This window comes from Candidatus Methylospira mobilis, from assembly GCF_009498235.1.
Taxonomy (GTDB): Bacteria; Pseudomonadota; Gammaproteobacteria; order Methylococcales; family Methylococcaceae; genus Methylospira; species Methylospira mobilis.
Genome location: NZ_CP044205.1, coordinates 1192778 through 1216008 on the forward strand (window position 1 = coordinate 1192778; position 23231 = coordinate 1216008).

A 23231-nucleotide genomic window follows, 5' to 3' on the forward strand; every position below is an offset into this window, starting at 1 on the left:
GGCGAATATCGCCTAAGTCCTGATCAATTTGGAGCGCAATGCGCGCTTCACAAATCATCTGCCCGTTGCATGTAACGGGTTGTCCATCGCAATGCGTAGTTTTTGCATGGAGGTTTGGTTATATTACACACTGACATAATCTTCTGTCGACTAAAGTTTTTGTCAATTTGTCATAAATCTTATTTGGAGCTTTAAACCATGCCGACATCCGGCACTGATGAACTGCTGCAGGACTGGCGGCAGCGCGCACTGCGATTCGAACAGGCGGTGAATGCGGTGATTTTGGGGCAGCAGCTGGCTGTGCGCCATATTGCCGTGGCTCTGTTCGCCGGCGGTCATGTCATGCTCGAAGGCGATGTCGGCGTAGGAAAAACGACTTTGCTGCGCGCGGTAACGCGCGGTCTGGGCGGTGTGTTCGAGCGCGTGGAAGGCGTCATCGATTTGATGCCCAGCGATCTGCTTTATCACACCCATATCAACGAACAGGGCCGGCCGGAAGTGAATCCGGGGCCTTTGCTGAAGCATGGCGAAGAGCTGTCGGTCTTTTTCTTTAACGAGATTAACCGCGCGCGCCCCCATGTACACGCCTTGATGCTGCGGGTGATGGCTGAGCGCAGCGTTTCCGCTTTCAATCGCGTGCATGAGCTGCCATACGTACTGGTTTTTGCCGACCGTAATCGCGTGGAGCGCAATGAGACTTTTGAGTTGCCTTCCGCCGTACGTGACCGCTTCCTGGTGGAGATACAAGTCGGCGTACCCGAATCCGAGGCGGACCAGTTGGCTCTGATGTTCGATACGCGTTTTCACGATGTGGAGCGCCTGCTGAACGCCGTGCCTGAAAATCTGCTGCCGTATCAGTCGGTACAGCATGTAGGACGCACTATCCAGGGCGCTGTTCAAGCCAGCGATGCGATACAGCATTATGCTCTGCGCTTATGGCAGGCGACGCGGAATCCGCTTGCCTATGGCATCCGTCTGCAGGGCGTGGAAATGGATCGGCTGATTCTTGCCGGAGCCAGCGCGCGCGCGATGGGCATGCTGATGCAGGCCGCGCGCGTCTCGGCGTGGCGCGAAGGCCGTAGCTATCTGTTGCCCGAAGATATCCGCTCGCTTTTCCATGAGGTGATTGCGCACCGGATTTTTCTGCAGCCGGTCTATGAAATGCGCCGCGAGCAAATCGTCAAGGAATTGGTGCGCGGCATACTCGATCAGGTTGCAGCGCCTTGATCGAACTGTTTCACTATCGGCTGGCATGGCGCGGTCCGGCTATGGCTGCCGGAGATCATGGGCGCGGCGATTTGCGCGGCGGCAGCGATTATGCGTCCACGCTTCCTTTCGACCGCTATCAGAACCCTCGTTCCGTTGATATGCGCGCCAGTGTTCAAAATCCTTACCAAACCTTGATGGTGAGGGACTGCCGCGAACGGGTCTCAGTGCCGGTTTATTTACTGCTTGATGTTTCCGCGTCCATGGGGTGCGGGAAAATCCTGGAAAAGATGTTGCGTTTCGCGCAGATGTGCGCCGCCTCCGCTTTTCATGCCGGTGACCGGTTGGGGATATTGGCCTGCGATAGCCGGATTCTTTGGGAGTATTGCCTGCCGTTATCGGCCAATGCCGCATTAACCGACGACTGGGGCAGGCGTTTCGCCAACATCCGGCCACAAGCGCGTAATACCGATGCTTTCATTGACCTGGCTAGCTATTTGGGACGGCAACGCGCGCTGGTATTTCTGCTTTCCGATTTCTACCTGCCGGATGCGCAGTTGCGAACCCTGCTGGAGGCCTTGTTTCGGCATGAGGTCGTTCCAGTGCAATTGGCTGTTGCGCCGGATTTCGGGCTTCAGCCGCGCTGGGGCTGGCTCAATCTGCAGGACCCTGAAACGGGGCTGTTGCGTCAGGTAATGATGCGTCCCGCTCTGCGCAGGCGCTGGCTGGACGAGTATGCGATGCGTCAACAGCGTTTACACGCGCTGTTAACCGGCTATGGCAGACGCTTGTTGCCGCTGGCCGATGATTTCGGCACAGACGACGTGACCCGGTATTTTTTGTCATGAATTACCGTGATCAATGCATAAAAAACGCACGGTCTCGCGCCTGCCCTAAAGAAAGTATGTGCGAGCGATAGCCAACTTTGCGGCGGAATCTTCCTCGCCGCTCGCCATGCGCTGAAAACCTGCCATCATTCACGGCGTGAATAGTTTAAGTTACGAAAGTTGAATTAACTTGCCGGGTCATTATTCAGTATACTGAAAACGGATACAGTGCTGACCACGGTCTGTTCCGCGTTTCTTTTGGAATGCTGATGCATTCTCATGCAGCGCAAGATGAATCTACTGTACCTCCTGTTTTTTTGGATAATCCTTTACTTGGGAGGAGCAAATGAAAATATACAACTTCAACTATTTCTGGTTGGCCTTATTGGCAATCTGCGGCCTGTTGCCGGGTATTTCCAATGATGCAGCTGCCGCCAGCTGTTTAACCGGCACAGTCAATTTCAGCGGTTCGGCATGGTACGCCAGCGGTACGGTAACGGTTACCAATAGCTGTTCGACCAATGTCGCATTGACCGGGCAGAGCATCAGCTTTACCGCTCAGGACAGCAAGGGTAATGCCGTTTCCGTCGGTACGCTGAACGATTGGTGGGTAAATAATGCCGCCTATACGCTGACCTTCAGTGGCGGCGCTACCCAGAGCGGTACTTTCGGCACCACAACTTCCGGAGCCACTCCGGTTATTAACGCCGGGCAGACATTAACCTTCAGCGGCGGTTTTAATTTAAATAACTCCGCTTTTAATAACGCGCTGGCAGCAAGCAGTCTGACGTTTGGCAGTTCAACTCCAACTCCAACTCCAACTCCAACTCCAACTCCAACTCCAGGCGGGTCCAGCATTACGACAGGCTCGGTTGGATTTCACTTGCTGCTGGGCGTAAACGGTTACACCAGCGCACAGGACAGTATTACCCTGACAGGCGACAATTACACCGATCTGATCATGTCCAATTTCATTGCCGGAGTGATGTACGGACATTTGTTGCAGAAATATACGCCCGGTATCCAGTTTGATAAGGATTACCTGTATGGCTCCATCATGGGTCAGTTGCTGCAGGAAAATCTGGCGACCGAATACTACAAGGCCTCCAGCAATCTGATCGATCCCTCTCCGGATCAGGCGGCCGTGATGGGTATGGGGCAGGGCGGGCCTTACCAGATCAACAATTATGCGGCCGATATGGTCTACGGCAGTTACAAGCCGCAAGGTAACTCCTTGATCAATTATGTGGCCGTTCAGAAAAATATCGGTTTCACCATGGCAGATGCAGCGACGCAGTACACCCAAAATACGCCCGCTTCCTTCAACAACAAGTACTATGGTCCGATACTGACTGCTTATTTTCATTTCAATGACTACGTAGCCTTGCAGAAAGTCGGTCCGGTTGGCGGCTATACGCCGGGTTGGGAGCCGTATTTCGATAAGGCATTGACCAATTTCAAGACGTTACCCAATAACTTCCTGGATGTTCTGTTGAATGTCGCTTATAACCAGGGCTATTACGGTACTTTGATGACCAGCTACAGCAAGTTGGGCGCCAATGCGAGCGCGGCGACCGTGGCGAATGTGAATTTGTACAGCTCGGTCTGGGGTGTTAACGATACTTATCAACAATACCCTTACCAGGTAAGGTATTATCTGGACCAGTTGTATGACAATCCGATTCCAAGCCCTGCCAATCAAAACACGGTTACCACGCCGGCTAATCATGTGGCATTCAGTATCGCAACCCTGGAGAGCGTATTTTCAAACGTGTTCCAGACGCTGGGCTACGTGAACGGCAGCAAGCAGTATGTATTTATCAGCGATGCGCAGGCCAGAACGGCGTTTAACAGCGCTCTGAGTTCGGCAGACGTGGCCAGCACCTCGACACTGGATTTGAGTACCGCAAGCCAGCGCGCCCAGATATTCAGCATACTGGAAGCTGCCATCAGCAATCTGGAAAGCAGCCTGGGTACCGACTTTACTGCGACTACCCTCAATCAGCTGTAATTACTGATTCTGTCTCCATGGCCCCGGATGCCGGTTCGCGCATCCGGGGCCTTTTTACGCCCAGCCATTTTCCTACTGGTTTCAACTCAAGTTTACTGCCTTTACGAAACTCGACCCAATCAACCTGCATCTGCTCGCCCGGCGCAGTCTCAAAGCGCACCACCGGCTCTGCCGCGCATGTGGACTTGAGGCTATGGCAGGTAGGCACGTAGCTGACTTTGTCCGCCGCTATCTATAACCCAATGCGGCTATCTCTCGATACATCACCGTCGCCGGTATCCAGGCCGGTTGTGCCGCAGCCTGCCGTTCCTGTAAATACGCATCAAATGGCGAAAGCCTGGTAGGGCGCTGCATTTTGCGTTCGTATCTGGGCAAGCTATCGCTTTCAAGATGACGGCGTACCGTGTTGACCACGCATCCGGTCTCTTCGGCAGTCTTGCGTAAACTCAGGCCGTGGTTTCTCAATAATTCAATTTCCACTATGGACATGCTGCTGGCATTGATTGCCGCCACACAGGTAACCACTCATAATACGCGCTGGTACCCGATTTCCATTCGCCAGTTCTTCATGTGTGAGCGCTATAGCGCTTGCTAACAGGCATTGCATTCAAAACCCTTTCATAAAAACACGCCATTGCGGGAGTTTCTGATGAGTCCAGCCCCTGTCACCAGTACTGCGCTGCGCCGCGAGCAGGATGAGTTGCAGAAGAGACGCGAGGAGGCGAAAAACCTCTTTGAAGAAGGGCTGCAACTCCTGAGCGGCGAAGGCGTGGAAAGAGATCTCGAAGAAGCTTTCTATCATTTTACCCAAGCCTCAAAAAGAGGGCATGCGGGCGCCACAAATAATCTCGGTGTTATGTATTGGTATGGTCTGGGCGTCTCTCAGGATTATGCAGCAGCGGTAGAAAAGTTTCGCTATGCGGAGCGTGAATGTCCTGCGGCAACCTGTAATCTGGGGATTGCGCATATCCAGGGGCGCGGGGTCGCCAAGAAAGACGGCTATGCGCATTTTCTCGACGCCAAGAGTCACAAGCCTGACTGTCCGTGGATTGCGCTCAATCTTGCCGAATCTGTCTTTTCCCATCTTATAGATCCCAAGGAAATCGCAAGTTTGGGAGCGGAGCTTGTGAGCGATTTGGAAGAGCGAGGATACGGTGCCATGGGCAAGCGCATGTTAGGTGCCTGTCTGGTCAGGATGAATCGTGTGGAAGAAGGGCGGAAATTGCTTGTGGAGGCATCGAAAAAGGACGTGCAAGCGCATTACGAGCTTGGCGTTCTCGGTCAAAAGACAATATATAATTTCTCTGTGGAGATAATGGCGCAGGCGAAAGCGCATTTGCGCGTCGCAGCATATCACGGCTTTCCGGAAGCCCAAATTATGCTGGCAAAGCTTTGCGAAAGCAGGGAGGGCAGTCTTCATCCGGATCACCCGATCGCGGCCCTATGTTATGACCAACTCGCAGTACAGGGAGACCCCGATGGGGCTAGATGCTGTTTTATGGAGCTGGGCAAGCTCGGAATGTTCGCAGGCAACGAGGTCATAGAGCGTGTTTATCACTCTCTCGGGCTTCATATCCTCACTGTGCCGCCCGAATTGACGGCGGATTATGAAAAGACGCGGGCGGCTACCAGTCAGGCAATCAATGCGATTACCCATCTGCCGCCAAAAAGTAAAAAGGAGTTGATGGCTCACTTGGCAACGGTGGAAACAGGGGATGCCGAGGCGATGTATCAGATGGGGAACTTCTGCGCAAGAACGGATCAAATCGGACATTACCCTTTGGCGCTTGCATGGCTGCAACTTGCGTTTGCCGGGGGGTATAAGGATGCCGCCTACAGACTCGCGCATTTATACGTGGCTGGGAGCGATTTTGTCGCGGTTCGTTCGGACTATACGCGAGCGATTTTATGGTATCACGTCGCGGCTGCTCAGAGCGGGCGCCCGGAGGCGCGCAGGAAGCTTTTTCAGACACTGGAGACACTCCTCATGCAAGAAAATCCTGCGTATATCGCAAGCACCTATGCCGCTCTTAGACGCGCGACGGGGGTGGTGATCGGGTGCTCCGTCTTGTATCCTCGTCCTCATATATCCCCGGCGCTTGTCGGGGCGGACGGGCTGGGAATTCTGAAGCCCATTTATTTTGTTGCGCCGCCCGGTTCTATCGAGAAAAGTTTCGATCGGCAGCCAAGTCCACAACATCCCGAGGCGAGATTTGCTCGCTAGCGTGACTCACCCGCGGCTGGTCAGCTTGTCGATAAAGCCGATTCCTGTGGTCTTTCTGGCGGTTTTGCGCGCGCTACCGAATGTTATGCGGTACTGAAAATTCCCGAGGCCGAATATGTCGAAGAGCCGTTGCGGCAAAGGCTGTTACTGGAGACATCAACCGCAAGGACGTAGACGGGTAGTGTCTTATGTTGTTTGCCTGTTTTCATTAAGTATCATCGCCGTTTTCCTCGACGTGTTTACCTCCGCCTGAAAAAACCGCCATCGCCGCACCCCCTCCGCCCGCCGCTTCGGCCAGCGTGTACTTGTCCAGCACCGCCATGAACGCCTGGCGCGACTCGTACAGCATGCCCTTCAACGCGCATCCACGCGCAATCCGGCATTGGTTGGTGCGCATATCGAAGCATTCGACCAGGTCGGTATGCGGTTCGGTGATGCGCACCAGCTCGCCGATGCCGATCGAGTTGGCCGGGCGCGCCAGACGTATGCCGCCGCCCTTGCCGCGCATGGTTTCGATGTAGCCATGATTGGCCAGATTATTGGCCGCCTTGACCAGATGCGCTTTTGAAATCTGAAAGTAGTCCGCGATTTCGGCGATGGTCGCCATGCCGGGTTCCGGCTGTCTTGCCAGATAAATCAGTGTGCGTAACGAATAGTCGGTAAATTGGGTAAGTTGCATAATAAATATACCTTTCCTTGTCTGTAAAAAATCTGTACGACCGCCCTCGCCATGCCGGAGGGTGCGCCAGATATGTTTTTCCTGTTTATGTAAAGATAATAAGATTTATTAACTTAAAAATCAATATATTGTTGTATTGTTGCGAGCACCCGTGAAAAGGGGGCTGGAGTGCTGGATAAACATGGCAGTACGGTTGACAAGGAGGCTTATGGTCTATAATATTCATTTGAAATACATGTTATGTCGGGCTACGGCAAATGCGCCGCCGTCGTGTTCATGTATTCTTATCGAATGACATCAACGCTTACAGGAGGACACACAATGACTGAAACCGGCAAATCGCTATATGGAAAAATCGGCGGCGAAGCCGCTGTTAATGCCGCGGTAGATATTTTTTACCGCAAGGTGCTGGCCGACGACCGCATCAGCTCTTTCTTCGAAGGGGTGGATATGAGCAAACAGGCGGCAAAACAAAAAGCGTTTTTGACCATGGCCTTCGGCGGCCCGCATAATTATAGCGGACTTGATATGCGTCGCGGTCATGCGCATTTGGTGGAAAAAGGCCTTAATGACAGCCATTTCGACGCGGTTATGGAAAATCTCGCCGCAACCATGCATGAACTGAAGGTACCGGATGAGCTGATAGCGGAGGCCGCTGCAATAGCCGAAAGTACCCGTAACGATGTGTTGGGCCGCTGAGTCATAGCGGGAGGGGAGCGTTATGGCGACTATCCGCTACGGCGATGATGCTTTCGAACTCACGCAAGACGAGTCGGTGCTGGACGGCCTTACCCGGCGGGGTATCTCCATACCGTCCGGTTGCCGTAGCGGTATTTGTCAAACCTGCATGATGCGCGCTCTGCACGGAATACCTCCGGCAGCGGCGCAGCAGGATTTGACCGGACATCAGCGCCAACAGGGCTGCTTTCTGTCCTGCATCTGCTATCCGCAACACAGTATGCTGGTGGCTTTGCCTGATGACGCGCATGCGCGGCTATCCGCCACGGTGGCGCGTGTCGAACGTTTGAATGCGGACATTATGCAGGTCACTTTGCACTGTCAAGCTGATCTGCGGTACCGGCCCGGCCAATTTATCAATCTGCATCGAAACGAGACATTAAGCCGCAGTTACTCGCTTGCCAGCGTGCCTGAACTGGACGATGGGCTGCACCTGCATGTCAAGCGCATTGCTCACGGCAAGGTCAGCGCCTGGGTGCACGAAGAGCTGGAGCCGGGACAGCAGATTGAAATTCAGGGCGCGATGGGCGATTGTTATTACACTCCGGACGACAAACACCAAGCTTTGCTGCTGGTCGGCACCGGGTCGGGACTGGCTCCGCTGTATGGCATCGTGCGCGACGCCTTGCATCAAGGCCACCGGGGCGAGATACGGCTTTATCACGGCAGCCGCGGCATAGGCGGCCTTTACTTACTGGACGAACTGAGGGCGCTGCAGGAACAATACGCAAACTTCAGCTATTTCCCCTGTCTGTCGCAGCAGACGTTATCCGGTTTCCGTTCCGGGCGCGCGCACGATCTGGCGTTGGCCGATCAGCCGGATCTGAAGAGCTGGAAAGTTTTTTTATGCGGCCACCCCGACATGGTGAACAGCGCACGAAAAAAGTCTTTTCTGGCGGGCGCTGCTTTTCAGGATATCCATGCCGATGCGTTTGTCGTTGCGCAGTAAACGTATGTCAATTCCAGGGCAGGGTATGATGAGCGCCCGGTCTGGCGGTTATCCTCGCCTGAGTGCGCGAGTTCAATTGAGCTCGTCGCTATGCGCGGGCGTATCGATTTTTGCTGCCGGCAGCCTGAGCCATCGCTTTATCGAAGGGGAGGGCTTCATGGTGTTGATGGCGTCGATGGGTGCTTCCGCGGTGATATTGTATTGCGTGCCCGATAGCCCCATGGCCAAGCCTTGGCCGTTGATAGGCGGGCATCTTTTTTCCGGCCTGACAGGTATTTGCTGCGCGCTTTGGTTGCCGGTTCCATGGCAGGCAGGCGCTGCCGTAGCCATTTCGATACTGGTCATGCATGTCACGCATACCCTGCACCCTCCTGGCGGCGCTACCGCGTTGACGGCGGTGCTGGGCGGAGAGCACGTTCATCAACTGGGATTCATGTTTTTGCTGACCCCGTTGGCGGTGAATGTCGGCCTCATGTTTCTGATGCATGCCGTTTATGTACTGTCGCGTAAACCGTTCAGCGTGCGGCATCCGGTCGAACTAAAACCGGTTCAGGACGATAATTCATTCGTGCAGCCCGGCGATTTACATGCCGCGCTTCAGGAGCTTGACGAATATGTCGATATTGATGAAGCCGAACTGGCGCGTATTTATCGTCTTGCCGCCGAGCATGCGGCGCAACGCGCTGCGGCGGCAAAATCCGATTCACGGGTAAAGAGCCATGATTGAACCGGTTTCCATCGATTTTCTGTTGCAGGCTGTTATTTCCGCGGCGCTGATTGTGCTGTTCGGCGCAGGATATGCGGCCGCATACGCCTGGTTCAGGTTGAACGGTCAACGCACCCTGCAACTGCTGTTGGCTTGCTGTTGTTATTTGCTGCTGGCCGCAGCGGCGCTGAATCTGGCGGCGGCCTGCCATCTGGTGGGCGCGTGGCGCGTGCTGGTGGGGCTGATGCTGTTCGGTTACCTGTTTGCGCCCCATTTTATCTGGCGGCTCTATATCCGCACTCATCCTTCCGCGCCTGGCCACGTCCGGGCGATCGGTATTTTTCGTTAAAACATGAAAGGGGGAAGCATGAGCAGTCAAACACCGCTTTGGGCGTCGGCCGATTTCTGGCGGAAGGTAGCGATTTGGGTTACTGCGGGATCGTTTGTAATACTGATTACCTTGACCTTCGATAGCCTGGCCAAAATCACTCCCGGTTATAAACAGGTGCCGGCCTATAACGTCATCAACCGTGAAATCGACTATAAATCCGATGCGCAGCATTTACGCTACATCCCTGTCGTCGGCAAGGAAGCGCCGCTGTTTGGCCGGTTGTGGTCGGATAGCGAAGCCGAGGCGCTGGTTACGCTCGGCAAGAAAACCATACAGGCCAAAAACTGCATGAATTGCCATACCCTGCTGGGGAATGGCGCCTACTATGCTCCCGATTTGACGCGCGCCTGGCTCGACCCCAACTGGAGCAGTTCTGACGAACGCGAAGCGCGCATGCTGGCTTTTCTGCTCGACCCTGAAAAAAATGCGGTGACCTTCGGTTCGGGACGAAAAATGCCGAATCTGGGCATTACCGACAAGGAAGCGCATGGCGTCGTGGCTTTTCTGAAATGGATGTCGGCGATAGACACCAATGGCTTCCCCCACAACTTCAAATCCATCAACCATCAACAGGATTGAGCATGAACGCGAGCGCTTTCGATAGAGCCGGTCTCAATGGCGGTCAGCGTCTGGCCGTGAGATATTTCATGGTGGCGGCAACGCTGTTTATCGCGCAGCTTTTATTTGGAATGCTGGCGGCGATACAGTTTGTGATGCCGGATTTTCTCTATAACCAACTCGATTTCAACGTCAATCGCATGGTGCATATCAACGCCATGATCGTTTGGCTGCTGTATGGCTTCATGGGCGCGGTTTACTGGTTGCTGGAAGATGAATCCGGCATCAAGGTGGTCGGCATCCGTTTGGGTCATATTGCATTCTGGATATTGACGGCGGCCGTCGCGGTGGTCGTCGCGGTGTACCTGCTGGTGCAAACCGGTCCGGGCAACGATACGACGCGATGGCTCATCAACGAAGGACGCGAGTATATCGAAGCGCCGCGCTGGGCCGATATCGGCATAGTCGCGGTGCTGCTGGTGTTTTTTTTCAATGTATCGGCCACCTTTTCCAAAGGGCGCTGGTCGGGGATTGCCGGCGTATTGACGCTGGATCTGGTGGCGCTGGCCGGATTGTATTGCGCAGGCATGTTTTACATGACTAATATTTCGGCGGATCAGTTCTGGTGGTGGTGGGTGATACACCTGTGGGTGGAGGCGACCTGGGAAGTGCTGGTCGGCTGCATCATGGCCTGGAGTCTGATGCAACTGCTCGGCGTCAGCCGCCGCATCGTGGAAACCTGGCTGTATATCGAAGTCGCGCTGATGTTCGGTTCCGGCATACTCGGCCTGGGACACCATTATTTCTGGATCGGCACGCCGGATTACTGGTTCACCATCGGCGGCTTCTTTTCGGCGCTGGAGCCGATTCCGCTGGTGGCGATGGTGGTGCATTCGGTTTACGATGCCGGCGTGCATCAATTCAAAAACAATAATCACCCGGCGCTGGCGTGGATTATTGCGCATACGTTCGGCAACTTTCTCGGGGCCGGCGTCTGGGGCTTCATGCACACCTTGCCGCAAATCAATCTTTATACCCATGGCACGCAGTGGACGGCTTCGCATGGCCATCTGGCGTTTTTCGGCGCTTATGCCACAATCAACATCGCTTTCTTCTACCTTGCGGCGCAGCGTGTACGCGGAACTTCCTGGACCGACGGCGGCATCGCCGATTACGGCTGGAAATGGAAGTGGTCGCTGGGTTTGCTGAACGCCGGCGTGATGGGCATGACCGTCGCGCTGTTGATCGCCGGTTACGAGCAGTCGTTTATCGAGCGGGCGGTCGAAGGCTCGACCTGGCAGGCCTATTTTTCAGCGCAAAATCATCCCTGGTTTAAACAGGCGATGATCTGGCGACTGGTTTGCGGCTTCGCCACGCTGGCGGGGGCTATCTTGTTGATCTGGGATTTGCTGACTATTTTCAAGCGAGATAATCGCATTGCCCGGCCCTCGCAATAAAAGGGCGCACCGTTGACGCCGTGATAGCAAGGGTAAGTCGAGGATGGCGCTTTGCTCATCCTCGTCGTGCGGGCGGGAAAACGGCGCAAGTTTACCGAAGAGACGGCGCAAACCAGTGTATGTGAAAGCTTGACTGCGCGTGTTGTTGGATAAACAGTATCTATATGTCGATTAGTAGCAATGCATTCGCTGATATTGTGGTATGGCAAGTTTCCAAATTTGTCCACGGAAGCGACCATATTGTTCAATATGCCGGCCGAATCCACCGCGAACACGCGACCAGAACCGACATAAGAATGCGCCGCGTTTGACTATGAAACAACAGGTTAACCGTGCCGCTGTCCGCTCCTGTTCCCGGCTTGCTTATCCCAGCGCCCGCACATGTTCAGCCGTCGATGCGGCCAATGCTTGCAGGTGGTAGCCGCCTTCCAGTACCGAAACAATGCGTCCGTTCGCATGCTGTGACGCCACATGTACCAGTTGTTCGGTCAGCCAGCCGTAATCTTCGGTTTCGAGATTGATCTGCGCCAAAGGATCGAGCCGGTGCGCGTCGAATCCGGCGGATATTAGCAGCAGCTGTGGTTTGAAATGGTGTAATGCCGGCAACAGTTGCCAGGTAACGGCCGAGCGAAAGCGCGAAGAACCGGAATCCGCCTGCAATGGGATATGGAGAAGGTTGCCTGCGCCATTTGGAATGGGCGCCCCTGTGTCCGGATACCACGGATGCTGGTGGGTGGAGGCGTAAAACAATTCCGGATGATTGATGACGGCGGCGGCGGTGCCGTTGCCGTGATGTACATCGAAATCGACTATGGCCACCCGCTCCAATTTGTGCCGGTGCAAGGCCCAGGCGGCGGCTATCGCGATATTGTTGAACACGCAAAACCCCATGCCCCGCTCAGGTTCGGCATGATGACCCGGGGGACGTACCGCACAGAAGGCGCGCATGCCGGTAGCAGAACATACTTCATCGACCGCAGCGCAGCAAGCGCCTGCCGCATGCCAGGCTGCTTCCATTGATATCGGGGACAGCGGGGTGTCTGCATCGAGATAAACATGTCCGTTGCCGGGTGTCAGCGTTTGCAGATGCGCGATATAGTCTGCCGCATGGATCAGCATGACTTGTTGCAACGTAGCGCGCGGGGCTTTCCTGCGCAGCAGATGCGCAAATTCGGGACGGCTTAACGCGGCGTTGACGGCTCGCAGGCGGTCGGCGCATTCGGGGTGTCCGGGGCCGGTGTCGTGATCCAGGAAAACGGAGTGGGTATAGTAGAGTAGTCGAGTACCGGCCATGTTTGCGTTAATCAGGGTATGCGGCGGTTTGTTTCATAGGGAGAATTATGCAGCGAGCACTTCCGGAAATGGTTGCGGCAGGCGGTATTGATATTGCCTCGCCGGTTACGGATAGCTGTCAGTAACAGCGGATTATACTCTGCCGGAGCGTTACGCAGGATATAGCGTGATGGCTGCGGAGGCGACGCCAAAGGCCATCGTCGATCCCGTCCGGGCTTCGATATTTCCGGGTATGCGCGCAACCGCTGCACGATGCATGGTGTCGGGCGCGCCGGCGTCATCGTCGAGGGTAAAATAGACTAGGGTTTCATGACCGAGGTGTTCGATCAGGTCCACACGCCCCGTCAACCGGTTGATATCGCCTTCCTGCCACAGGTGCAGCGCTTCGGGGCGGATGCCCACCGTGGTTTGCTGCGCCAGCTGTGTGATCGACATCGCACCCGGTACGACCTGCGCCGCGAGTATCTGTTGAGACCCCAGACTGATGTTGATGTCGCCATTGCGGACGAAGGCTGCTCCATTAAATAAATTCATCGGAGGATTGCCGATGAAGCCGGCTACAAACGGGTTGGCCGGATAGCGGTACAGCCTGCTCGGGGTATCGACTTGCAGCAAACAGCCCTGATCTATCACCGCAATGCGGTGGCCCAGGGTCATCGCTTCCACCTGGTCGTGGGTGACATAAATCATCGTGGCGCCGGTGCGCCGCTGTAATTCGCCGATTTCCGAACGCATTTGCGTGCGCAGTTTCGCGTCAAGGTTTGAGAGCGGCTCATCCATCAAGAATGCGCGCGGATTTCGCACCAGCGCTCTTCCCATCGCGACGCGCTGGCGCTGGCCCCCCGACAGTTCTTTCGGGAGCCGCTCTACCAGCGCTTCGATATTCAGCAGTTGCACTATTTCTTCGACCTTGCTGCGAATAGCAGCGCGCGGCAAGCCGCGCATTTTCAGTGGAAACTCCAGGTTGCCCCTGACCGTCATATTGGGGTACAGGGCGTAGTCCTGAAAAACCATCGCGATATTGCGCGTCTGCGGGGTAAGTTCGTTGGCGACCTCGTTGTCGATCAGTATGCGTCCCGATGTGGCGGTTTCAAGACCCGCCAGTATCCTCAGCAGAGTGGATTTTCCGCATCCTGAAGGGCCGACCAAAACCATGAACTCGCCGTCGTCTATGCTTAGACTGAAGTCCTTGATTGCATTGTGGCTGTTGGGATAGATTTTTGCGATATGTTCGAAGGTAATGCTGGCCATTATTGCAGGTGCTCAATCGAAAAAGTTTTCGATGCCCAGCAGCGGGATGATGTTTTGTATCCACGGGTCTGCCGCAAAGTGATTCTGTATGGCATGGTTGGCCAGGTGGTTTGCCAGCGACACCAGTATCATGGCCTGGTTCAGGCACAGGTATTTCCAGGCGACCTGACCCGAGCGCGGTTCGATGGCATCGTAAAAACCGAGTTCGCCGTAAGCGTCGTAACGCTGACGCAGTACTTTCAGATTCTCGGTTGCTTCTTCCGGGCGGGTGATCAGAGCCAGCGCCGCGGCATGCGGCGTCACTACGCCGTCCTTGTAGCCCATGGAGCCCAGAATCCTGACGCCGAATTCGTCGTAGCGGCTGGTGTTCGGCACCGAACTGGGGGACATCCCCCATACCGGGTAATCCAGATCTTCCCGCGCATAAACACGCTGAATATCGGTATGCACCAGACTGTTTTGCCCGAGGCTGGCGGGCGCGTAACGGTTTTCCTCCAGCAGCAGGCCCGGCATCAGCGCTTCGAACATGCTGCCGCCCCATGAGGGTATGTATTTGAACTCACGCCATTGATAATATCCGTCGCTCCAACGGAAAGCGTTTTTGATTTTTTCGTGGCGGTTGACGGGCTGGCGCGTTTGCCAGGTAACTTCATTGGGATAGGTGCGGTACATTGCGAACCAGTGTTCGGCCGGGACGTCGCCCTTGCCGATCGCGATCAGGCTGCCCAGGCGCGCTTCGGAATAAAGCGATCCGTAATGATAGCTGGCGCGCTCGTTCCGGTCCACGTAGTAGCCGTGCGACATTTGTTTCATTTGCGGGTCGTAGAAGAAACGGTAATCTTCCTGTTTGAGCAGTTCGTTGCAGCGCTGCACCAGCTCCGGGAATGCCGAGCGCAAGGTAAGAAGCCCGGCGGTCAGCCAGGACGAATCGACAAAGGAGATGAAGTTCGAGGTGCGCTCCAGCGAGGTGGTGTTATAGTAGTTATAGAAGAAACCGCGATAGGTTTCCATTTTTTCCAGGGAGCCCAGCGTGGTTTTCAGTTTTTCCAGTGCGTTGCCGCGGTCGATGAGTCCCAGTTCATATGCGGAAATAATCGATAAAAAATGGAAGCCGATGTTGGTGACGCTGGTGTAGTCGCCTATCAGTGCGGTTTCCGGCGCAGTGCTGCCTTTTTCCAGATGTATCCGGTCCAGCGGCAAGCCGTTTTCGCGATCGGAGAGCATGTCAAGTCCATGCCAGGTGTCCCGCGCCAGTTGCATCAGAAACTCATGATTATCGTCCGGCAGTTGCTTGCCGTTTTTCAACGATTGGGCAGGCCAGCCGTTCAGACGGTTCTTGAGCGCCATATGAGCCGCCATGCCGCCGCCTTGTGCGCTGTCCCAGGCGTTTTTTCGATAGGCTTCGACCTGTTCGTTGGCGTACGGACCGGGGGAGCCGGTTTTGATCAGGCTGATTTCGGCGATGCTGTAGCCGCCGCGGCGTATTCGCGTGTCGCGGTCGGGCAGGGAAATGCTGAGCTGTCCCAGCCGGTTTCTGCTCAGGTTCCCTGTCATCTGGTTCAGCGGCAGCGTGACGCGTTGCCATTCCGCTTTGATATCGCTGACCACGATTCTGGCTTTTATCTCGAAGCCGGAGTGGTCGGGCAGCCGGTTATGAAGACCGATGGTGATTTGCCGGTTGAAGCCGGCTTCGGCGTTTCCCTTGATCAGTAAGGTCAGATGATCGTATTCGGAGGCGTCGAGCTCGGCGGTATTCAGCACCGCTTCCCAGCTTTTTTCATCGTTGGCCGGGCTCATTGCATCCGGTAGCTGATAGCCGATATATACGGAATTGCGCCGGTTTTCTCCGTCCAAGCCTATCGCTTCCGGATGTATACGGAAGACGGCTGGGTCAGTGCTTCCCCAATTGCTTTCCGGCTGGGCGTTTTCCAACGCTTTGAAGGAGGGCAATGATAGGGCAGATTGATTTTCGGGCAGCACCGGCAAGTCGTCGGCTCGGCAGATGGAAACCGCCGTCAAAAGCAGCAAAATGATTGAAAATATTCTCATGAAACCTGAATCTTCGTTTCTAAGGTGTAGTAAGGTGAATTTTCGCATAATTCCGTGCGTATGCATCGCATTGATCGTCCGGATTGGCGATAATCCGCCCATGAAAAAAATCATACTGTTACTCGCCGTTCTGGGCACGCAATTGTTTTCCGGTTGCCGGGAGCACGCAGAGCCGGTTGTCGTCGTGGATTTCTGGGCTTTAGGCCGTGAGGGTGAGGTGGTTCGCCAGTTGGTGCCGGAGTTCGAACGGACGCACCCCGGCATTAAAGTCAAGGTTCAGCAAATTCCGTGGAGCGCGGCTCATGAAAAGCTGCTGACCGCATTTGCGGGGCGGGTGATGCCGGACGTATTCCAGCTCGGCAATACCTGGTTGCCGGAGTTTGTCGCATTAAAAGCCATTCATCCTTTGGGCGAACAGGTGTCGCGTTCCAATGATTTGCCGCTGGACGACTTTTTTTCCGGTATCGTCGATAGCAACCGAGTGGAGACCAGGCTGTACGGCATCCCCTGGTATGTGGATACGCGCGTGTTGTTTTATCGCAAGGATCTGCTGACGCAGGCCGGGTTTGACCGTCCCCCCGCCACTTGGGAAGAATGGATGGATATGATGGAACATGTAAAGCGTCTGGATAGCGCGCGTTATGCCTTGCTGATACCGATGAACGAATGGCAGTTGCCGGTGATTTTGGGGTTGCAGCTGGGGGCGCATTTGTTGAAGGACAATAATTGTCGCGGCGATTTCGAAAGCCCCGAGTTTCGGCAGGCGTTCCGCTTTTACCGTGAAATATATCGTCGGGAACTGGCTCCTGCGCTTGCCGAGTCCCAGATTGCCAACCTGTACCAGGAGTTTGCCAATAGCTATTTCTCCATGTTTATAACCGGCCCGTGGAATATCGGCGAGTTTCGCCATCGCTTGCCTGCGGAATTGCAGGAACAGTGGGCGACGGCGCCGATGCCCGCGCCCATGGCTGGGACAGCCGGGCTTTCGCTGGCTGGGGGCGCCAGTCTGGCCTTGTCCGCCGCATCGGCGAAAAAAGCGGAGGCCTGGCAATGGATAGAGTTTCTAAGCCGTTCCGAACAGCAAGCGGCGTTCTATCGATTGTCGGGCGATTTGCCGGTGCGGCGCTCCGCCTGGCAGGATGAAATACTGGCGGCGGACGATAAGGCGGCGGCGTTTCGTCAGCAACTCGAAGCCGTGGTTTCCTTGCCTCGGATACCGGAGTGGGAGCGCATCGCCAGCCGCCTGGCGATCGCGCTGGAGCGGGCGATAAGAGATGGCGCAAGCGACGACGAGGTGTTGTCGGAACTGGATCGTGATGTCGATCGTATTCTGGAAAAACGCCGTTGGTTGCTGGAGCATCGGTCATGATGCGGGTATCTGCGCAGTTCTCCTGGTGTAAAGGCCGCTTCGAAGCCGGTTTCTGGTTCGCGATGCCTGCTTTGTTGCTGATTGCTCTGTTTTTCTTTGTGCCGGTGCTGGCGGCATTGGCGCTGAGTTTTACCGATTTCGATATTTATGTATTAGGGGACTTTTCCACGCTCAGGTTCGTCGGCCTGAGCAATTATATCCGCATCATGCACGACCCGCTGTTCTGGCTGGCCTTGCGGAACACCTTATATTTCGTGCTGATCGGCGGGTCGCTTTCCGTGGTTTTTTCGCTGGTGGTGGCATTACTGGTGAATCATGGTCTGGTCAGATTGCGTGGCTTGTTCAGAACCCTGCTGTTTCTGCCGGTAGTGACGACGCTGGTCGCGATCGCGGTCGTCTGGCGCTATTTGTATCACCAGCGTTATGGAGCTTTTAACTGGCTGCTTGAGCAGTTCGGCATTAGTCCTGTCGATTGGCTGGGCGATATTCATTGGGCGATGCCCGCCATTATCTTGATGGCTGTCTGGAAAAACTTCGGTTTTAACATGATCATTTTTATTGCCGGGTTGCAGAGCATACCTGAGCGGCTGTACGAGGCTGCGCGGCTGGACGGCGCCGGCGCCCTGGCGCAATTCAGATACATCACGTTGCCGCTGTTGTTTCCGACTTTTCTTTTCGTCAGCGTGATCACCATGATTGGTTATTTTCAACTGTTCGCTGAACCCTATCTGATGACGCAGGGCGGTCCTTCCAATCATACGCTCAGTCTGGGGCTGTTGATGTTCAACGAAGGGTTTCGCTGGTGGAATATGGGGTATGCGTCCGCGCTGGCCTTTGTTTTATTCATCATTATCCTGATGGTTACGCTGATTCAGGCTCGGCTGGGCAAGATTGTGCGGACGCGCCAATGAATCTGAAAAAATTGTTTGCCGGTATTGCCGTTCACGCCGCGCTGGTCGTGGTAGCTTTTTTTGCCACCGGGCCGCTGCTGTGGATGCTGTCGGCATCGCTGATGCCGGATATGGCAGCCACGCGTTTGCCGCCGCTACTTTGGCCAGAAACCATCAATCCGGCGCATTACCGGACGCTGTTCAGCCAGTTGAATCTGCTGCGTTATATGGGCAACAGTTTTATATTGGCGGTTGCCGTCACGTTATTGTCGCTGCTGTTCAATTCGCTGGCCGGCTACGCCTTTGCCAAACTGCATTTTGCCGGGCGCTCCGCCATATTCCGCGGCTTGATGGCCGCGATGGTGATTCCGGGGCAGGTTGCAATGCTTCCACTTTTTCTAATGCTAAGGGAGATGGGTTTGGTCAACACCTATCTGGGCGTCATCGTTCCCGGCATGGCCAGTATTTTCGGCATTTTTCTGATTCGCCAATATGCGCGCTCGATACCGGATGCGTTGCTGGACGCCGCGCGCATAGACGGGGCCAGCGAGTGGCGTATTTATTGGTCTCTGGTATTGCCGCTCTGCCGTCCGATTCTGGTGACGATGGCGGTATTCAGTTTCATGGGTTCATGGAATGACTTCATGTGGCCGTTAATTATTCTGACGGACGACAGCCTGTATACCCTGCCGGTAGCGCTTGCCGGCCTGATGGGAGAGCACGCGCAGGATGTGGAGCTGATGATGGCGGGCGCGGTGATAACCTTGTTGCCGGTGATGCTGGTTTTCTTGTCGCTGCAGCGCTTCTATATTCAAGGGCTGATTCTTGGCAGTTTGAAGGGATAGCCCCATGTTTTATGCTTTGAGGGCAAAACCTGTCAATTTTGACAGCTTACGCAGATTTCCGATGAGGGTTAGAATCGGAATCGCCTGGGAGGGTGGGAATCGAGACTATGGGATAGGCTAGGGGGGCAAGCAGTCCGCAGGGAAGCGGGCGGATGGTCTCGGTAGCCTTTGCGGTGCGCGCTCTGCAGGCTTGGTATTGTGTCCTGCCGATACGCTGTCTGTCTGTTCTATAACGGCTTTCTGCATCAATTCTGCATCGTTGAGCCGCTATCGGCGGAAGGCGAGACGAGATGCATGAGCTTTTCAGCTATTCTTTTGTGTCCGGTTTTTGTCAGATGGTCGTCGAGAACGTAATAAAAATCCGTACCGGGGGCGGGGGCCAGATCGACGTACATTGCCGCATTGTTCCTCGGGCGTTGGATAACTTCATTAAAATTATCGAATTTTTTACCGTCCGCGTTCACGTAGAAAATAATCACCTTTTTACCTGTTACCCAGGGAAACTTGGCGAGAACCGCGTTTATGCCATCATAGTGGCTCGAAAAATCCAGTAAATTCCTGCGGCTGGGGCGTAACGCGGTTTTTATTTCCCTTTTCGGAATAGACAGCGCCTCGCTTAGCCATAGTTTCAAGCTTGCATAAGGGGCGGGAGGCGCGGAGCCGAACATTGAGTTGAACTTTTCAAGCGTGACGGTCAGTGTCGGGTTTGCGCTTGTTTTGTCTTTGTTTTCAAATAAGTCGTTGTCGCAATATTGAAGAATGATGGTGTCGATTTTATCGATCAGCCCGGATTTTTCCAGTCGAAGCAGTTCCCGATAGGTTCCGTAACTGGAAACGCCGAGATTGTATACAGGGCGTCCCGTCATTTCTTCCAGGACTGACGCATAAGTTTCGTTGTCGTTTACGCCCCAGCCCATGGCGAACGAATCGCCGACAACCGCTATGCCTGGGCGGTCGGTTTTATTTTTGCTGATTCGCCCGCGTTCGTCGAAGTTCAGCGTTGTTTTGAACTCTACGTTCTCAAACTTGCATTCTCCGATCTTGGGCTTGTAAAGCAGGTCTTGATCGAATATTACGCATTCCGGCTCATTCTGCCAAAGTTTTCTGCCGCCATTGAAATAAATGACTCGTTGATAGCTGTTCATCAGCTTGTTTGAAAATACAACGCCCTGTTTCAGCACGACCATGCTGAACAGGAAAACCGATAGCGCAATCGCCACGTATAAAAACGCGCCTATAGCGCCATAGCCGACAATGCGGATAGCTAATTTTTTAGTCAAGTTCGTATGCGTTCTTGTAATCTTTGATCAGCGATTGATCCTGGTCTTCCTTTTTCATCACCGCGTTGCCGACTACGAGCAGCTCTATCTCCGTACCCATCAGGCAATGGAAGGCATCTTCCGGCGTGCAGACTATCGGTTCGCCTCGCACATTGAACGAGGTGTTGACCAATACCGGGCAACCGGTTAGTTCCTTGAATCGGGTAAGCAATCGATGGTAGCGGGGGTTGGTTTCCTTATGGACGGTTTGAATTCTGGCGGAATAGTCTACATGCGTCACCGCAGGAATTTCTGATCGCGGGATGTTAAGCTTGTCTATTCCAAAGAGCTTCTTTTGCTCCTCATTCATCGGCAGCTGTTTTTCTTCGGTCAGGTCGGCGACCAGAAGCATGTAAGGGCTATCTGTGTCGATCTTGAACCACTCGGAAACATCCTCGCGCAGTACGCTCGGAGCAAAGGGCCGGAAGGACTCCCGGTATTTCACTTTGAGATTGAGCTGTTTTTGAACCGTCGGCGAACGAGGATCGGCAATGATTGAACGTCCGCCCAATGCTCTGGGGCCAAACTCCATCCGTCCCTGATGCCAGCCGATTGCCTTGCCTTCAGCCAGCGCGCGAGCCGTGATGTCGATTTGATCGTCCTCGGAAACGGTGGTGAAAATTGCGCCAATATTCGTCAGCCGCCTTTCAATGTCGTCCTGACTGAATTTAGGTCCAAGGTAGGCCCCCTTCATGGCGTCGTTCGCGTTGACCGTCCTCGGCTGGTTTTGCATCAGGTGGTAAGCGGCGAGTGCGGCGCCGATCGCCCCTCCCGCATCGCCCGCGGCCGGCTGAATCCAGATCTGATCAAATACTTTTTCTTGCAGCAGTTTACCGTTGGCGACGCAGTTAAGCGCCACGCCGCCCGCCAGACAAAGGTTCTTCTGCCCGGTCGATTTTTTGATGCCTTTCGCCAGCTTGATGACGACCTCTTCGGTAACGGCCTGAACTGAAGCGGCCAGATCCATTTCCCGCTGCGTCAACGCGCCTTCCGCCTTTCTCGGCGCGCCGCCAAAAAGCGCGTGGAAGCGTTTGTTGGTCATGGTCAGGCCGGTGCAGTAATTGAAGTAGCGCATATCGAGACGGAACGAACCGTCTTCCTTGATGGCGATAAGATGATTCTTGATCAGATCGGCATATCTGGGTTCGCCGTACGGCGCCAGCCCCATGATTTTATACTCGCCGGAGTTGACCTTGAAGCCGGTGTAATAAGTGAACGCTGAATAAAGCAGCCCCAGTGAGTGGGGAAAATGGATTTCCTTGTGCACGGACAGCTGATTGCCCTTCCCGATGGCAAGGGAAGTGGTTGTCCACTCGCCTACGCCGTCCATGGTAAGAACGGCAGCTTCTTCATAAGGCGATGGGAAGAAAGCGGATGCCGCATGGCTCAGGTGGTGCTCGGAAAACAGAAGACGTTTGGACCAATCAAGCTTTTTGCCGAAATGTTCTTTGAAAGCATCGGCTATAACGGTTTTCTGAAAGAGTTTGTCCTTTAGCCAGACCGGTAAAGAAGTGGCAAAGCTGCTGTATCCTTTCGGAGCGAATGCCAGATAGGTCTCGAACAGCCTTTCGAATTTTAAAAACGGCTTGTCGTAAAAAACCACGTAATCGATTTCCGTCGGGTCCAGGCCGGCTTCATTCAGGCAGTATCGGATGGCGTTCGCCGGAAACCCTGCATCGTGTTTCCGGCGGGTAAAACGTTCCTCCTGTGCTGCGGCGATAATCTCGCCATCTGTAACCAGGCATGCGGCGGAGTCATGGTAGTACGCGGACAGCCCGAGGATACGCATATTCAGAATAGTGTGTAGATGAATGGAGCGATGATGGAGCCTTGAGCGGCGATTAACAAAGCGCCGATCATAACCATGGTTATGATGATAGGAGCCAGCCACAGCTTGTTGCGGGCACATAAAAATGCCCAGAGTTCCTTGATGAATGAACCCATGTAACCCTCAGAACTGATTTTTGAAAGAATCGGAAGTAAATCCCGACTGCGTACGCTCTATCCAGTAGGACGTATCGGTTTCCCGTTGTTTGAGCCTGAGTTCGTCGCGCCCAAACAGGCGTGTGATAAAGGCAATAGGGACCAGCAGCACAAAAAAAATGACGCCCAATACGATCGGGCTGACAATCTTGCCAAGAAGCTCGCCGAGGCGGAACCATGCGCGATTGAACGGACCAAGAAGGCGAGGAGCCAAAACAGCGATAAGGCCGAGGGTGAGGCCGATGATGAGCCAGGGGATGCATGTTTGACTGTCCCAGCCTTTTTGCATGTCCCAGCCATTAGACCAGTATTCATGGATGCCCAGAGCGGCAAAAACAGTGGAAAAAAGGAAGCCGAAGCTTCGCTCCGATGGTAATTTTGCCATGTCGTCTTGTAAATTAAAGTAAATTAAATCTAATCCTGATTACCATATACTAACTTTTCTTTGATCGTAATCCAAGACCCTATTTGGAATAAGAGGGCGGT

Annotated in this window: 21 protein-coding genes and 1 pseudogene; 13 read left to right on the plus strand and 9 right to left on the minus strand. The window is 54.4% G+C overall.

The features are described 5' to 3' along the window. Positions 1-198 precede the first annotated feature (198 nt). The 3 genes from F6R98_RS05200 to F6R98_RS05210 all read left to right on the plus strand — a co-directional run bounded on the left by F6R98_RS05200 (position 199) and on the right by F6R98_RS05210 (position 4044). Complete coding sequence (locus tag F6R98_RS05200) at positions 199-1227, plus strand: AAA family ATPase (RefSeq protein ID WP_153248078.1); 1029 nt, start codon at positions 199-201, stop codon at positions 1225-1227. Beyond that, the gene (locus F6R98_RS05205; protein WP_153248079.1) at positions 1224-2054 is read left to right on the plus strand and encodes a DUF58 domain-containing protein; all 831 of its coding nucleotides are present in this window, start codon (positions 1224-1226) and stop codon (positions 2052-2054) included. Before F6R98_RS05200 ends, F6R98_RS05205 begins: the two co-directional genes overlap by 4 nt. A gap of 325 nt (positions 2055-2379) precedes the next feature. Further along, entirely contained in the window at positions 2380-4044 is a 1665-nt protein-coding gene (locus F6R98_RS05210; RefSeq protein WP_194270147.1) for a chitin-binding protein, read from the plus strand. Between the two features lie 91 nt (positions 4045-4135). On the opposite strand, the pseudogene F6R98_RS05215 reads toward F6R98_RS05210, so the two are convergent. Next, a pseudogene (locus F6R98_RS05215) lies at positions 4136-4533 on the minus strand (IS21 family transposase); the annotation flags it as partial. A 112-nt stretch (positions 4534-4645) separates the two neighbouring features. Here F6R98_RS05215 and F6R98_RS05220 point away from each other — a divergent pair. Then, entirely contained in the window at positions 4646-6268 is a 1623-nt protein-coding gene (locus F6R98_RS05220; protein ID WP_153248080.1) for a tetratricopeptide repeat protein, read from the plus strand. Positions 6269-6476: 208 nt separating this feature from the next. Here F6R98_RS05220 and F6R98_RS05225 read toward each other — a convergent pair whose 3' ends face one another. After that, a complete protein-coding gene (locus F6R98_RS05225; RefSeq protein ID WP_153248081.1) occupies positions 6477-6947 on the minus strand; it encodes an Rrf2 family transcriptional regulator in 471 nt (156 codons plus the stop codon). A gap of 321 nt (positions 6948-7268) precedes the next feature. On the opposite strand from F6R98_RS05225, the gene F6R98_RS05230 reads away from it, so the two are divergent. From F6R98_RS05230 to F6R98_RS05255, 6 genes are read left to right on the plus strand one after another with little or no spacing between them, the layout of a single operon-like run. Beyond that, positions 7269-7646 (plus strand): group I truncated hemoglobin, encoded by a 378-nt coding sequence (locus tag F6R98_RS05230; protein WP_153248082.1) that lies wholly within the window; start codon positions 7269-7271, stop codon positions 7644-7646. 22 nt (positions 7647-7668) lie between these two features. Then, positions 7669-8634, plus strand: a complete 966-nt coding sequence (locus F6R98_RS05235) for an FAD-binding oxidoreductase (protein ID WP_153248083.1) — start codon at positions 7669-7671, stop codon at positions 8632-8634. A 28-nt stretch (positions 8635-8662) separates the two neighbouring features. Continuing rightward, positions 8663-9361: an HPP family protein gene (locus tag F6R98_RS05240; RefSeq protein ID WP_194270148.1), complete on the plus strand. Its 699-nt coding sequence runs from the start codon at positions 8663-8665 to the stop codon at positions 9359-9361. Beyond that, positions 9354-9689: a hypothetical protein gene (locus F6R98_RS05245; protein ID WP_153248085.1), complete on the plus strand. Its 336-nt coding sequence runs from the start codon at positions 9354-9356 to the stop codon at positions 9687-9689. Before F6R98_RS05240 ends, F6R98_RS05245 begins: the two co-directional genes overlap by 8 nt. 18 nt (positions 9690-9707) lie before the next feature. After that, positions 9708-10310 (plus strand): cytochrome c, encoded by a 603-nt coding sequence (locus F6R98_RS05250; RefSeq protein ID WP_153248086.1) that lies wholly within the window; start codon positions 9708-9710, stop codon positions 10308-10310. A gap of 2 nt (positions 10311-10312) precedes the next feature. After that, complete coding sequence (locus tag F6R98_RS05255; RefSeq protein WP_153248087.1) at positions 10313-11746, plus strand: cbb3-type cytochrome c oxidase subunit I; 1434 nt, start codon at positions 10313-10315, stop codon at positions 11744-11746. A gap of 363 nt (positions 11747-12109) precedes the next feature. Here the strand turns inward: F6R98_RS05255 and F6R98_RS05260 are convergent, their stop codons facing one another. The 3 genes from F6R98_RS05260 to F6R98_RS05270 form a co-directional block, all read right to left on the minus strand. Next, positions 12110-13039 carry a histone deacetylase family protein gene (locus F6R98_RS05260; protein WP_153248088.1) on the minus strand — a complete coding sequence of 310 codons (930 nt, stop codon included), beginning with the start codon at positions 13037-13039 and terminating at the stop codon, positions 12110-12112. 150 nt (positions 13040-13189) lie between these two features. Continuing rightward, positions 13190-14290, minus strand: coding sequence for an ABC transporter ATP-binding protein (locus F6R98_RS05265; RefSeq protein WP_153248089.1), 1101 nt, complete (start codon positions 14288-14290; stop codon positions 13190-13192). Between the two features lie 12 nt (positions 14291-14302). Then, positions 14303-16339 carry a glucoamylase family protein gene (locus tag F6R98_RS05270; protein WP_194270149.1) on the minus strand — a complete coding sequence of 679 codons (2037 nt, stop codon included), beginning with the start codon at positions 16337-16339 and terminating at the stop codon, positions 14303-14305. A gap of 100 nt (positions 16340-16439) precedes the next feature. Here F6R98_RS05270 and F6R98_RS05275 point away from each other — a divergent pair, with 100 nt between their 5' ends. Genes F6R98_RS05275 through F6R98_RS05285 form a run of 3 tightly spaced genes read left to right on the plus strand, consistent with a single transcriptional unit; the run spans position 16440 to position 19443 of the window. Then, the gene (locus tag F6R98_RS05275) at positions 16440-17708 is read left to right on the plus strand and encodes a sugar ABC transporter substrate-binding protein (protein WP_153248091.1); all 1269 of its coding nucleotides are present in this window, start codon (positions 16440-16442) and stop codon (positions 17706-17708) included. Further along, positions 17705-18619, plus strand: coding sequence for a carbohydrate ABC transporter permease (locus tag F6R98_RS05280; protein ID WP_228125105.1), 915 nt, complete (start codon positions 17705-17707; stop codon positions 18617-18619). Before F6R98_RS05275 ends, F6R98_RS05280 begins: the two co-directional genes overlap by 4 nt. Then, entirely contained in the window at positions 18616-19443 is an 828-nt protein-coding gene (locus F6R98_RS05285) for a carbohydrate ABC transporter permease (RefSeq protein WP_153248092.1), read from the plus strand. Before F6R98_RS05280 ends, F6R98_RS05285 begins: the two co-directional genes overlap by 4 nt. Before the next feature lie 245 nt (positions 19444-19688). Here F6R98_RS05285 and F6R98_RS05290 read toward each other — a convergent pair whose 3' ends face one another. From F6R98_RS05290 to F6R98_RS05300, 4 genes are read right to left on the minus strand one after another with little or no spacing between them, the layout of a single operon-like run. Beyond that, positions 19689-20723 carry an SGNH/GDSL hydrolase family protein gene (locus F6R98_RS05290; protein WP_153248093.1) on the minus strand — a complete coding sequence of 345 codons (1035 nt, stop codon included), beginning with the start codon at positions 20721-20723 and terminating at the stop codon, positions 19689-19691. Beyond that, a complete protein-coding gene (locus tag F6R98_RS05295) occupies positions 20716-22551 on the minus strand; it encodes a carbamoyltransferase family protein (protein WP_153248094.1) in 1836 nt (611 codons plus the stop codon). Before F6R98_RS05295 ends, F6R98_RS05290 begins: the two co-directional genes overlap by 8 nt. Before the next feature lie 2 nt (positions 22552-22553). After that, on the minus strand, positions 22554-22706 hold the full coding sequence (locus tag F6R98_RS21525; protein ID WP_194270150.1) for a DUF5989 family protein: 153 nt from the start codon (positions 22704-22706) through the stop codon (positions 22554-22556). A 7-nt stretch (positions 22707-22713) separates the two neighbouring features. Continuing rightward, positions 22714-23130 (minus strand): SxtJ family membrane protein, encoded by a 417-nt coding sequence (locus tag F6R98_RS05300; RefSeq protein ID WP_153248095.1) that lies wholly within the window; start codon positions 23128-23130, stop codon positions 22714-22716. Positions 23131-23231 lie beyond the last annotated feature (101 nt).

Excerpts from the sequence above, each read along its gene's own strand:
- F6R98_RS05210 (WP_194270147.1), top strand. The coding sequence starts at position 2,380 with ATGAAAATATACAACTTCAACTATTTCTGGTTGGCCTTATTGGCAATC.
- F6R98_RS05245 (WP_153248085.1), top strand. The coding sequence starts at position 9,354 with ATGATTGAACCGGTTTCCATCGATTTTCTGTTGCAGGCTGTTATTTCC.
- F6R98_RS05250 (WP_153248086.1), top strand. The coding sequence starts at position 9,708 with ATGAGCAGTCAAACACCGCTTTGGGCGTCGGCCGATTTCTGGCGGAAG.
- F6R98_RS05280 (WP_228125105.1), top strand. The coding sequence starts at position 17,705 with ATGATGCGGGTATCTGCGCAGTTCTCCTGGTGTAAAGGCCGCTTCGAA.
- F6R98_RS05240 (WP_194270148.1), top strand. The coding sequence starts at position 8,663 with ATGAGCGCCCGGTCTGGCGGTTATCCTCGCCTGAGTGCGCGAGTTCAA.
- F6R98_RS05255 (WP_153248087.1), top strand. The coding sequence starts at position 10,313 with ATGAACGCGAGCGCTTTCGATAGAGCCGGTCTCAATGGCGGTCAGCGT.
- F6R98_RS05275 (WP_153248091.1), top strand. The coding sequence starts at position 16,440 with ATGAAAAAAATCATACTGTTACTCGCCGTTCTGGGCACGCAATTGTTT.
- F6R98_RS05295 (WP_153248094.1), bottom strand. The coding sequence starts at position 22,551 with ATGCGTATCCTCGGGCTGTCCGCGTACTACCATGACTCCGCCGCATGC.
- F6R98_RS05200 (WP_153248078.1), top strand. The coding sequence starts at position 199 with ATGCCGACATCCGGCACTGATGAACTGCTGCAGGACTGGCGGCAGCGC.
- F6R98_RS21525 (WP_194270150.1), bottom strand. The coding sequence starts at position 22,706 with ATGGGTTCATTCATCAAGGAACTCTGGGCATTTTTATGTGCCCGCAAC.
- F6R98_RS05285 (WP_153248092.1), top strand. The coding sequence starts at position 18,616 with ATGAATCTGAAAAAATTGTTTGCCGGTATTGCCGTTCACGCCGCGCTG.
- F6R98_RS05260 (WP_153248088.1), bottom strand. The coding sequence starts at position 13,039 with ATGGCCGGTACTCGACTACTCTACTATACCCACTCCGTTTTCCTGGAT.
- F6R98_RS05300 (WP_153248095.1), bottom strand. The coding sequence starts at position 23,130 with ATGGCAAAATTACCATCGGAGCGAAGCTTCGGCTTCCTTTTTTCCACT.
- F6R98_RS05235 (WP_153248083.1), top strand. The coding sequence starts at position 7,669 with ATGGCGACTATCCGCTACGGCGATGATGCTTTCGAACTCACGCAAGAC.
- F6R98_RS05265 (WP_153248089.1), bottom strand. The coding sequence starts at position 14,290 with ATGGCCAGCATTACCTTCGAACATATCGCAAAAATCTATCCCAACAGC.
- F6R98_RS05270 (WP_194270149.1), bottom strand. The coding sequence starts at position 16,339 with ATGAGAATATTTTCAATCATTTTGCTGCTTTTGACGGCGGTTTCCATC.
- F6R98_RS05225 (WP_153248081.1), bottom strand. The coding sequence starts at position 6,947 with ATGCAACTTACCCAATTTACCGACTATTCGTTACGCACACTGATTTAT.
- F6R98_RS05230 (WP_153248082.1), top strand. The coding sequence starts at position 7,269 with ATGACTGAAACCGGCAAATCGCTATATGGAAAAATCGGCGGCGAAGCC.